The organism is Stenotrophomonas sp. GD03777 (assembly GCF_029842485.1).
Classification (GTDB): Bacteria; Pseudomonadota; Gammaproteobacteria; order Xanthomonadales; family Xanthomonadaceae; genus Stenotrophomonas; species Stenotrophomonas sepilia.
Genome location: NZ_JAOCGL010000134.1, coordinates 1 through 8,950, shown reverse-complemented (window position 1 = coordinate 8,950; position 8,950 = coordinate 1). Strand labels below are relative to the sequence as shown.

The following is an 8,950-nucleotide window of genomic DNA, read 5'->3' as shown; positions in this document are numbered from 1 at the left end:
CGGCCTCAGTACGCGATCCAGGCATCACGCCAGGCAAAGCCGGTGCCCGGGCGATAGGCATCGGCGTTGATGTTGCACCACGCACCTTCCGGGAACGGACGGCAGGCGTACAGCTTGCCGTCGGTGCCCTTCACCACGGTCTCGCCAGGCTTGTAGCTGCCGAGGCCGGCCGGATACACGAAGTCGAAATCGCCACCCGGCGGATCGACCGGATCAACCGGGCCCGGAATCTGGGTTTCCAGTTCAAAGCGGTTGCCTGGCTTCAGGTAGACGCGGTTCTCGGTGGCGGACGCCACCGGCGTGATCACGCCGTTCTTCATCACGCCGACGCGGGCGTGCTGGGCACTGCCGTTGACCTTGCGGGCCAGCGCCATCGGCCACTGTGCCGGAGCGGTCTGGCCAGCAGCCAGGGTGATTTCCGGGCGCTCCAGATCGTTGCCGTTGGCATTGAACACGCGCAGGGTCAGCGTGGTGCCTGCCTCCAGCGCACCGCGGGCGGTGACCGGGCCGGCATCCTGCCACTGCGGCGGCGGAATCACGCCATTGCCGCCTTCGAATCGCACGTCCATGCAGGTGTAGAACGCTTCACCCGAATCCGAACGCTGCCAGGTGTTGTAGATGATGTGCTGGCCACTGCGCTTGGGCAGCGGGCAATCCAGCTTGTAGGTCTTGCCATCCACCGGCACGTTGCCCAGGGTGCAGAACTCCTGCAGGTCGGCCCAGCGCAGCGGGCTGCCCGGCTGCCAGCCCTCACGGGTGACATAGAACTTCCACTCGCGGGTGGCATGCGGGGCCGGGGCATAGAATTCGAAGGTGTAGCGGCCACGCGCGTCGGCGCGGATCGGCGTGGTCGGCCAGTCCGTGCGGTTCAGGTCGAGCCCGCGGTACTTGGGAATGCTGGCACTGCACAGCTCGCCGTCGCGCACCAGTTCACGATGGTTGCCATTGGCATTGCCGTGCGCAATCGCGCTCCAGTCGTAGAACGGCTGCGCGCCGCCAATGGCCTTGGCGGCGGCGCAGGCCGGGTTGGTCGGGTTTTCCGGATTGCCCTCGTGGCACTGCTTCACGCGGCTGAGCGGCTTGGTCATGGTGCCGTGGGCGAAGGCGCTGCCGGACAGGGCGAGGCCGGCAACGACGGACAGTGCGAGGACTGCCCGGTGGGACAGGTGCATGCAGAGACTCCTTTGCGAGGTGTGGGAAACCTCATGGAGTCTTCACATGCAGACGCGCCGTCAACATCGGACAAGTTTGAATTTGATGGCTGTCGTGCCTGATCTGCAGCGCCCTGCTCAAAACACTGCGGCCCAGGCAGAAGGCGGCGCGATGCGCACCGCCTTCTACAACGGGTCAGTAGGGCACCCAAGCATCGCGCCATGCACTGCCCACACCGGGGCGATATGCCTCGGCATTGACGTTGCACCACGCCCCTTCCGGGAACGGGCGGCAGGCGTACAGCTTGCCGTCGGTGCCCTTTACCACGGTCTGGCCGGGGACGTAACTGCCAATGCCTGCGGGGTACACGTGGTCGAAATCACCGCCCGGCGACGGCGTGCCCGCGTCGGGCACCCGGGTGTCGAGCTGGAAGCGGTTGCCGTCCTTCAGGTACACACGGTTGTCGGTGGCCGAGGCCGCCGGCGTGATCACGCCGTTGCTGAGCACGCCCACGCGTGCGTGCTGCGCACTGGCATTGACCGTGCGTGCCAGCACCAGCGGCCACTGTGCGGCGGCAGTCTGGCCGCTGGCCAGCGTGGCTTCCACGCGTTCGACATCATTGCCGTTGGCATTGAACACGCGCAGCGCCAACGTGGTGCCGACCGGCAGCTCGCCGCGCGCGGTGACCGGGCCGGCATCCTGCCACTGCGTTGCCGGTGCCGTTCCGCCGCCGCCCTGGAAACGCACATCCATGCAGGTATAGAACGCCTCGGTCGAATCCGAGCGCTGCCAAGTGTTGTAGATCACATGCTGGCCGGTGCGCTGCGGCAACGTGCATTGCAGCTTGTAGGTGCCATCGGCCGACAGCGGTGTATTGCCCAGGGTGCAGAACTCCTGCAGGTCGGCCCAGCGCAGCGGTCTGCCCGGCTGCCAGCCTTCGCGGGTGACGAAGAAGCGCCAGTCACGGGTGGCGTGCGGCGCGGTCGCCTTGAACACGAAGGTGAACCTGCCATTGGCATCGGGCTGGATCGGCGTGGTCTGCCAGTCACTGCGGTTCACGTCCAGGCCGCGGAAGGTCGGGTTGTTGCCGCTGCACAGCTTGCCGTCGGGCACCACGGCCTGGTGGTTGCCGTTGGCATTGGCCTGGTTGATGCCGTTCCAGTCGTAGAACGCCTGCGAACCGCCGATGGCCTTGGCGGCGGCACAGGCCGGGTTGGTCGGGTTCTCGGGGTTGCCCTGGAAACAGGCGTAGACGCGGCTGACCGGCGTGGTCATGGTGCCGTGGGCGAACGCGTTGCCGGCCAGGGACAGGCCCGCAGCCACGAACGAGGTAGCCAGCAGCAGCGGTGTGGATCGGAATGACATGGCGCATCCTTGTGGTCGTCGAAAGGGAACGGTGACCGCAGGCGCTGCGCTGCGCAGTGGACTTCCGGCGGCACCACGGCGAGTATCGAGTCGCGATGCAGGCGACGGAACCATCGCAGTGTCGATCCGTGACTGCGCATGTGAAGCCCTTCCCGCAGGCTTCACGCAGGGCTGAACGGATGCGCTGGACGTCACGTGACCGGCGTGGCATCGATCACGTCATGGGGATCACGCTACGCAGTCACGGTACCCACCCGATCTGCCTGGCACGAGAAACAGCCATGCGCCGCGTTGTGCAGCTGGACGAACGCCACCGACGGGTCGGCAAACAGTGCATCCAGGTGGTCGGCCACCTCGGTGCCCGCACAGACCTGGGCACCGCACATCAGCGCGGCGTGGTCATAGGCACGCATCGATATCATCCGGCGCTGCACATACGGGGGCACCTCGCCTGGCGGCAGGACGCAACGGGTCACGCCGCGCTGCACGAAGATCGGGCCGGCGGCGCGATACGGTGAATGCAGCGGCAGGTGGACGTGGGACAGCAGGAGCAGCTCGCTGCCAGGCGCGGGATCGCTCAGGCTGATCCGGCAGGGATGGCCGCCATTGGCGCCGGCCCAGCGACGCTGGATGCCGAGCGCGGCGAGCGCGCTGTCACTCATCTCGAACAGGTGCAGGAAGGGGCGATGGTCGATGCCACCGAGGTACCACGTGTGCATGAGCGTCTCCTGGGTCTGCGGCGGATTCTGCGCGTGCGCCGGCGGCCGTGCTCGCCGTTTTCAGACCCCGCATCGCCGCCGGGCCGGTGCACTGGCCCACGGGGCGCTGCGGGCCGCCGCCGATGCCGCCCTGTGCCGGCCAAGGCCGAGAGGCGGGACCGCCTGGTCTGCGCGCCGTTGGCTGCGGATTCGTCATTGCCCATCGCCGTCGGCGCGCTGCCCGTGTAAGTTGGGTCACATCTTCCGCGGCAGCCCGTCGTGGTCGACAGGAACGTCCTCCAGGGGAAACGAGCACGATGCAAAGACACCACCTCGCGCTGGCCGGGATGCTGGCCAGCCTGATGCTTGCCGGGTGCAGCCAGCCGCCGCCGGCCGACGCCGGAAGCGCCAGCGATGCACCCAGCCGCCGCTTCGGCACGATCGACTTCCAGCCCTGCACACTGTCCACCGAAGGTGCCAGCGCCAACGTGGAGGCGCAGTGCGCCACCCTGCAGGTGCCGGAGGACCGGGCCCAGCCTGACGGTCGCCGGATCGGCCTGCGTGTCGCCTGGCTGGAATCGGGCAGCAGCGGCGCCAGCCAGCCCGACCCGGTGTTCTTCCTGGCCGGCGGCCCCGGCCAAGCGGCCAGCGAGGTGGCGGTCATCGTCGATACTGCACTGCGCCAGGTGCGCAAGCAGCGCGACGTGTTCCTGATCGACCAGCGCGGCACCGGCGGCTCCAACCCGCTCAGCTGCCTGGGCGCGGACGGCAAGCCGCTGCAGGTGGACGAGGATGCCGCGCCTTCCGAGGCCTCGCTGCGCGACTACGCCCAGCGCTGTGCCGCATCGCTGCAGGGGCGTGCCGATGCGCGCTTCTACACCACCACCGAGGCGATCGCCGATCTGGATGCGGTGCGTGCGGCGCTCGGTGTGGACCAGCTCAACCTGGTTGGCGGCTCCTACGGTACCCGCGTGGCCCAGCGCTATGCCGGGGCCTACCCGCAGCACACCCGCAGCATCGTCATCGATGGCGTGGTACCGAACGAGCTGGTGGTCGGTGGCGACTTCGCGACCACCTTCGAGGATGCGATCGCCCTGCAGTCGGCGCAGTGCCGCAAGGATGCCGCGTGCAGCAAGCGTTTCCCGACCGATACCCGCGCGCAGCTGCGCAGCGTGGTCGACACCCTGCGCCGTGCACCGGTCTCGGTCGAGTATCGCGACCCGGGTACCAACGCACCCCGGCAGGATGTCCTGACCCCGGACAGCGTGGTCGGCCTTGCCTTCGCCTTCTCCTACGTGCCGCAGTATTCCTCGCTGCTGCCACTGGTGCTGGATGAAGCCGCACACGGGCGCTATGCCCCGTTGGCATCGCTGGCGCGCGGCGCGAACCGCAGCATGGATTTCCAGATCAACCGCGGCATGCAGTGGTCGGTGATCTGCAGCGAGGATGCGCCGCGCTACCACGCGCCGGCCGAGGATCCCGAGCGGCTGTTCGGCAACGAAGTGGCCAGTGCGTTCTTCGCGGCCTGCCCGGTGTGGCCGCACCGTCCGGCGCCGGCAACCGATGCCGTGCCGCTGCGCAGCGACGTGCCGGCACTGCTGCTGTCTGGTGAGCTGGACCCGGTGACGCCGCCGCGTTACGCCGCACAGGTGCTCAAGGGCCTGCCCAACGGCCGTGCGCTGGTCGCCCGTGGCCAGGGCCATGGCACGTTGACCGCCGGCTGCATGCCGCGGCTGCTCGGCCAGTTCATCGACAAGACCGATGCCAAGGCGCTGGATGCCGGCTGCCTGGATACGCTGAGCTACGTGCCGGCGTTCACCTCGTTCAACGGATGGGAACCATGATCGTCGCCGACAACCTGCACAAGGCCTTCGATACCCGCACGGGCCGCATCCAGGCGGTCGCCAACGTCGGCTTCCGCGCCGGGGATGGGCTGATCACCGGCCTGCTCGGCCCCAACGGTGCCGGCAAGACCACCACCATGCGCATGCTGTACACACTGATGACGCCCGACCAGGGCAGCATCACTGTCGACGGCATCGATGCGGCGCGCAATCCGGTGGAGGTACGTCGCCACCTTGGCGTGCTGCCCGATGCGCGTGGCGTCTACAAGCGCCTGACCGCGCGCGAGAACATCGCCTACTTCGGCGAACTGCATGGCCTGTCGGCCGAGCGCATCCGCGAACGCATCGAGGTGCTGTCGCACGCGCTGGACATGGGGGACATCCTCGACCGGCAGACCGATGGTTTCTCGCAGGGCCAGCGCACCAAGACCGCGATTGCCCGCGCGCTGGTGCACGACCCGCGCAACGTCATCCTCGACGAACCGACCAACGGCCTGGATGTGATGACCACGCGCGCGCTGCGCCGCTTCCTGCTGGGCCTGCGCGAAGAGGGGCGCTGCGTGATCCTGTCCAGCCACATCATGCAGGAGGTGGGCGCGTTGTGTGACCACATCGTGATCATCGCCAAGGGCACGGTGATGGCTGCCGGCAGCGCCGACGAGCTGCGTGCGCAGGCCGGCGAAGCCAATCTTGAGGACGCGTTCGTGAAACTGATCGGCAGCGAAGAGGGCCTGCACGCATGAGCATGATGTCGACCCTGATGACGGTGATGCGCAAGGAACTGCGCGACCTGTCGCGTGACCGCCGCACGCTGCTGCTGACCCTGCTGTTCGGGCCGCTGCTGTACCCGGTGCTGCTGCTGGGCATGGGCAAGCTGGCCGAGAGCCGGGTACGCACCCAGATCGAAGAGCCGTTGCAGATCCCGACCATCGGCGCCGAAAACGCGCCGAACCTGGTGCGCTTCCTCGCCGCACAGGGCCTTAATGCCGCACCGGCACCGAAGGACCTGGCCGAGGCCATCCGCACCCAGGACATCGATGTGGCGCTGCGCATCAGCGATGATTTCGGCAAGGACTGGGCCGAGGGCAAGCCGGCGCTGGTGGAGGTGATCAAGGACAGCACGCGTCGCGCGGCTGAAGTACCCAGTGCGCGCCTGGAGGCGGCGCTGGCCACCTACAACGGCCAGGTCGGTGCACTGCGCCTGATGGCGCGTGGCATCGACGCACAGGTGGCACGCCCGCTGGACGTGGCGCGCCAGGACCTGGCCAGTGCCGAGGCCAAGCGCGGCATGATCCTGTCGATGCTGCTGCCGGTATTGCTGACGCTGACCTCGTTCATCGGTGGTGCATACCTGGTGATGGACGCCACCGCCGGCGAGCGCGAGCGGCAGTCGCTGGAACCCCTGCTGGCCACGCCGGGCTCGCGCAGCGCGATCGTCAGTGGCAAGATCGCCGCCGCCTGCGTGGTCGGTTTCGTGTCGCTGCTGCTGACCCTAGTCGCGTTCAAGGTGAGCGCGCAGATCGCACCCGGCAACATTGGCCGCCAGTTCAACATGAACGTCGGCTCGATGCTGCAGATGCTGCTGGTGATGTTGCCGATGCTGCTGATCGGTACCTCGCTGCTGACCTTCCTGTCGGCCGCAGCCAAGAGCATGAAGGAAGCGCAAAGCCACATGACCTGGCTGATGCTGCTGCCGATGCTGCCTGGCTATGCACTGGTAGCCTATCCGTTGAAGAGCGAGCTGTGGCAGTACGCCGTGCCGTTCCTGTCGCAGAACCAGATGCTGCTGAAGGTGATCCGCCACGAGATCATCACCCCGGCGGTCTGGGCGATCTATCTCGGCGCCAGCCTCGGCCTCGCCGCCGTGCTGTGGTTCGCCGCCGTGCGCCGCTATCACAACGAGCGCCTGGCCATCTCTGGCTGACTGCAGCTGGTAGCGCCAGGCCATGCCTGGCGGATGGGGAACGAGGCCCGGTCATTCCGGGCCTCGTTGTTCTCAGGTTCGCGTTGCCTGCCAAGCGGCGAAGCGCTGGGCGATCACCGGTGCCAGTCGGTCGAAGTTTTCCCAGGTATCGGCGACGTGGTACAGCGAAAGGACCTCGGCCCCCAACTGTTCCTCATAGTCTTCGAGATACTGGCCATTCTCGAGGTCGTAGTACGAAGCAGTGAACGTGTTGGCTTCATCACTGACCAGGTCATCGACGAATTTGCCGTCGCTGCATTGAAGCAGGAACAGGCCCGGCGTCGTTCTACGTTCCCGCAGCGCCTGCAGGTCTTCTTCTGCGTCCTCGGCGAGCTCTTCGCTTGCCATGCCCTGTAGCAGCAGCCATGCCAGGTACATGCCGATGTGAGTGGCGCCGGCCTCAGCCGGAAGATCCGAAGGGAAGTCACCCCCGGAATGCCAGCTGGCGTCGTCGTACTTCATCTGTTCTCCTCCTGATTCTAGAAAATAGCTTAGGTCGCGAGGGTAGACAGCGGGAGCGTCGAATGCGTCAGCCGCTGGTATACCGCGCAGGCGTCACCCCCATCTCGCGCTTGAACACGGTGATGAACGCGCTCGGGGTGTCGTAGCCCATCGACAGCGCAACGCTGATCACCGGCTCGCCCGCCAGCAGGCGTGGCAGCGACAGCAGCACGCGCAGGCGCTGCCGCCAATGGCCCAGGGTCATGCCTGTTTCGGCCCGCCACCGGCGGGCGAGGCTGCGGCCCGACAGTCCGTTGGCGGCGGCCCACGCTTCGACGCTGCGAAGGTCGTCCGGCGACCGTGCCAGCGCCGCCGCGATCCGCCGCAACCGTCGATCCTGCGGTTGTGGCAAGGCAAGCGGCAAAGGCGTGCTGGCGGCGATCTCATCGGTGATCACGCCGGCCAGGCGTGCCTGCGCGGCGTCCAGCGCCTGATGTGGCCAACTCAGTGCGCGCATCATCGCCGCCTGCAACAGCACGTTCGGCTGGAGAATGCGCGGCACGGCGGGCAGCTCCAGACAGGCTTCTGCGTTGAAGTACAGGCTCCAGCCATCGAATGCCTCTGCCCCTACCAGGGCGTGAGGCAGCAAGGGCGGTATCCAGGCAACATGCCCCGCCGGCAGCAACCAGTGCAGATCGCCGGCCTCGATCCGCAGCAGGCCGTGGTGGGCACCCAGCACTTGGCCGCGCACGTGCTGGTGGCGCGCGGTGCGGCGCCGTCCGGGCACCCGCAGCTGCGAGGCCAGGACGAGTGGACCGCCTTCGGCGTTCGCCAAAGCGGGGTCAATCAACGTGGGTGATGTCTGATCTGCCATATCCAATGGCAGTTATACGGCAGAAGTGCCAATGGCTGGGCGGCACACTGGACTCCCGATCCCACAGGAGCATCACCCATGCAGCCGCAGGACATCCTTCCCGACCATCAGAACGAGGTGCAGATGAACGGCCTCACCGTGCGCAAGGGCAGCGTCGGCGCCTTCCTCGCCAGCGTCCGTGACTGGCAGGACCCCGCCGGCGATGACGCCACCCGCGCCACCGCCGAAGCCGACCTGCGTGCGCTGCTGCCGGGCCTGCATGCGCTGGGCCTGTTCCAGGTGCTGGACGCGCGCGATCCGGAACTGCAGCGCCTGATCGACAGCCTCGCCTGAAACGAACACGGCCCGGACATGCCGGGCCGTGTCGTCATTGCGGGTCGGAAACGACTTAATCCCCTCCGTCCCCTTTTCGCGGTCAGCTGCCGCCCGGGGCGAACACCAGGGTGCGGCGGGTGGTGACCGGTGCGCTGACCGGCTCGAAGCGCCAACGCTTGACCGCGTTCATGGCCTCGCGATCGAAGACGCGCGATGGCGTTGCGCGCAGCACACGGGCGTTGGTCACCGAACCGTCGGTGCCGACGGTGATTTCCACCAGCACTTCGCCGGAGGTGCC

General features: G+C 67.5%; 10 protein-coding genes. 4 read left to right on the top strand and 6 right to left on the bottom strand.

Going from position 1 to position 8,950, the window contains the following annotated elements:
• Nucleotides 1-5 precede the first annotated feature (5 nt).
• From N5E02_RS18895 to N5E02_RS18885, 3 genes are all read right to left on the bottom strand, one after another.
• Nucleotides 6-1,172: a lytic polysaccharide monooxygenase gene (locus N5E02_RS18895; protein ID WP_065177863.1), complete on the bottom strand. Its 1,167-nt coding sequence runs from the start codon at nucleotides 1,170-1,172 to the stop codon at nucleotides 6-8.
• A 175-nt stretch (nucleotides 1,173-1,347) separates the two neighbouring features.
• Nucleotides 1,348-2,517 (bottom strand): lytic polysaccharide monooxygenase, encoded by a 1,170-nt coding sequence (locus N5E02_RS18890; RefSeq protein ID WP_279946605.1) that lies wholly within the window; start codon nucleotides 2,515-2,517, stop codon nucleotides 1,348-1,350.
• Between the two features lie 233 nt (nucleotides 2,518-2,750).
• Nucleotides 2,751-3,236, bottom strand: coding sequence for a DUF1203 domain-containing protein (locus N5E02_RS18885; RefSeq protein WP_005420217.1), 486 nt, complete (start codon nucleotides 3,234-3,236; stop codon nucleotides 2,751-2,753).
• 296 nt (nucleotides 3,237-3,532) lie between these two features.
• Between N5E02_RS18885 and N5E02_RS18880 the strand changes: the two genes are divergently transcribed.
• Genes N5E02_RS18880 through N5E02_RS18870 form a run of 3 tightly spaced genes read left to right on the top strand, consistent with a single transcriptional unit; the run spans nucleotide 3,533 to nucleotide 6,983 of the window.
• Nucleotides 3,533-5,059 carry an alpha/beta hydrolase gene (locus tag N5E02_RS18880; protein WP_171956215.1) on the top strand — a complete coding sequence of 509 codons (1,527 nt, stop codon included), beginning with the start codon at nucleotides 3,533-3,535 and terminating at the stop codon, nucleotides 5,057-5,059.
• A complete protein-coding gene (locus tag N5E02_RS18875; protein WP_065177866.1) occupies nucleotides 5,056-5,802 on the top strand; it encodes an ATP-binding cassette domain-containing protein in 747 nt (248 codons plus the stop codon). Before N5E02_RS18880 ends, N5E02_RS18875 begins: the two co-directional genes overlap by 4 nt.
• Nucleotides 5,799-6,983 carry an ABC transporter permease gene (locus N5E02_RS18870; protein WP_053496786.1) on the top strand — a complete coding sequence of 395 codons (1,185 nt, stop codon included), beginning with the start codon at nucleotides 5,799-5,801 and terminating at the stop codon, nucleotides 6,981-6,983. The genes N5E02_RS18875 and N5E02_RS18870 overlap by 4 nt, the downstream gene beginning before the upstream one ends.
• Nucleotides 6,984-7,055: 72 nt before the next feature.
• Here the strand turns inward: N5E02_RS18870 and N5E02_RS18865 are convergent, their stop codons facing one another.
• Together N5E02_RS18865 and N5E02_RS18860 are read right to left on the bottom strand one after the other, a co-directional pair.
• Nucleotides 7,056-7,484: a hypothetical protein gene (locus N5E02_RS18865; protein WP_005420206.1), complete on the bottom strand. Its 429-nt coding sequence runs from the start codon at nucleotides 7,482-7,484 to the stop codon at nucleotides 7,056-7,058.
• Between the two features lie 67 nt (nucleotides 7,485-7,551).
• Nucleotides 7,552-8,337, bottom strand: a complete 786-nt coding sequence (locus N5E02_RS18860) for a helix-turn-helix transcriptional regulator (RefSeq protein ID WP_139727974.1) — start codon at nucleotides 8,335-8,337, stop codon at nucleotides 7,552-7,554.
• Between the two features lie 78 nt (nucleotides 8,338-8,415).
• On the opposite strand from N5E02_RS18860, the gene N5E02_RS18855 reads away from it, so the two are divergent.
• Nucleotides 8,416-8,670: a hypothetical protein gene (locus N5E02_RS18855; protein ID WP_095378230.1), complete on the top strand. Its 255-nt coding sequence runs from the start codon at nucleotides 8,416-8,418 to the stop codon at nucleotides 8,668-8,670.
• Between the two features lie 82 nt (nucleotides 8,671-8,752).
• Here N5E02_RS18855 and N5E02_RS18850 read toward each other — a convergent pair.
• The coding region (locus tag N5E02_RS18850) for a TonB family protein (protein WP_279946604.1) at nucleotides 8,753-8,950 on the bottom strand (198 nt) is incomplete at its 5' end.

What these genes read in the sequence shown, in the direction of transcription:
- N5E02_RS18895 (WP_065177863.1), bottom strand. Translation starts at nt 1,172, where the DNA reads ATGCACCTGTCCCACCGGGCAGTCCTCGCACTGTCCGTCGTTGCCGGC.
- N5E02_RS18890 (WP_279946605.1), bottom strand. Translation starts at nt 2,517, where the DNA reads ATGTCATTCCGATCCACACCGCTGCTGCTGGCTACCTCGTTCGTGGCT.
- N5E02_RS18885 (WP_005420217.1), bottom strand. Translation starts at nt 3,236, where the DNA reads ATGCACACGTGGTACCTCGGTGGCATCGACCATCGCCCCTTCCTGCAC.
- N5E02_RS18880 (WP_171956215.1), top strand. Translation starts at nt 3,533, where the DNA reads ATGCAAAGACACCACCTCGCGCTGGCCGGGATGCTGGCCAGCCTGATG.
- N5E02_RS18875 (WP_065177866.1), top strand. Translation starts at nt 5,056, where the DNA reads ATGATCGTCGCCGACAACCTGCACAAGGCCTTCGATACCCGCACGGGC.
- N5E02_RS18870 (WP_053496786.1), top strand. Translation starts at nt 5,799, where the DNA reads ATGAGCATGATGTCGACCCTGATGACGGTGATGCGCAAGGAACTGCGC.
- N5E02_RS18865 (WP_005420206.1), bottom strand. Translation starts at nt 7,484, where the DNA reads ATGAAGTACGACGACGCCAGCTGGCATTCCGGGGGTGACTTCCCTTCG.
- N5E02_RS18860 (WP_139727974.1), bottom strand. Translation starts at nt 8,337, where the DNA reads ATGGCAGATCAGACATCACCCACGTTGATTGACCCCGCTTTGGCGAAC.
- N5E02_RS18855 (WP_095378230.1), top strand. Translation starts at nt 8,416, where the DNA reads ATGCAGCCGCAGGACATCCTTCCCGACCATCAGAACGAGGTGCAGATG.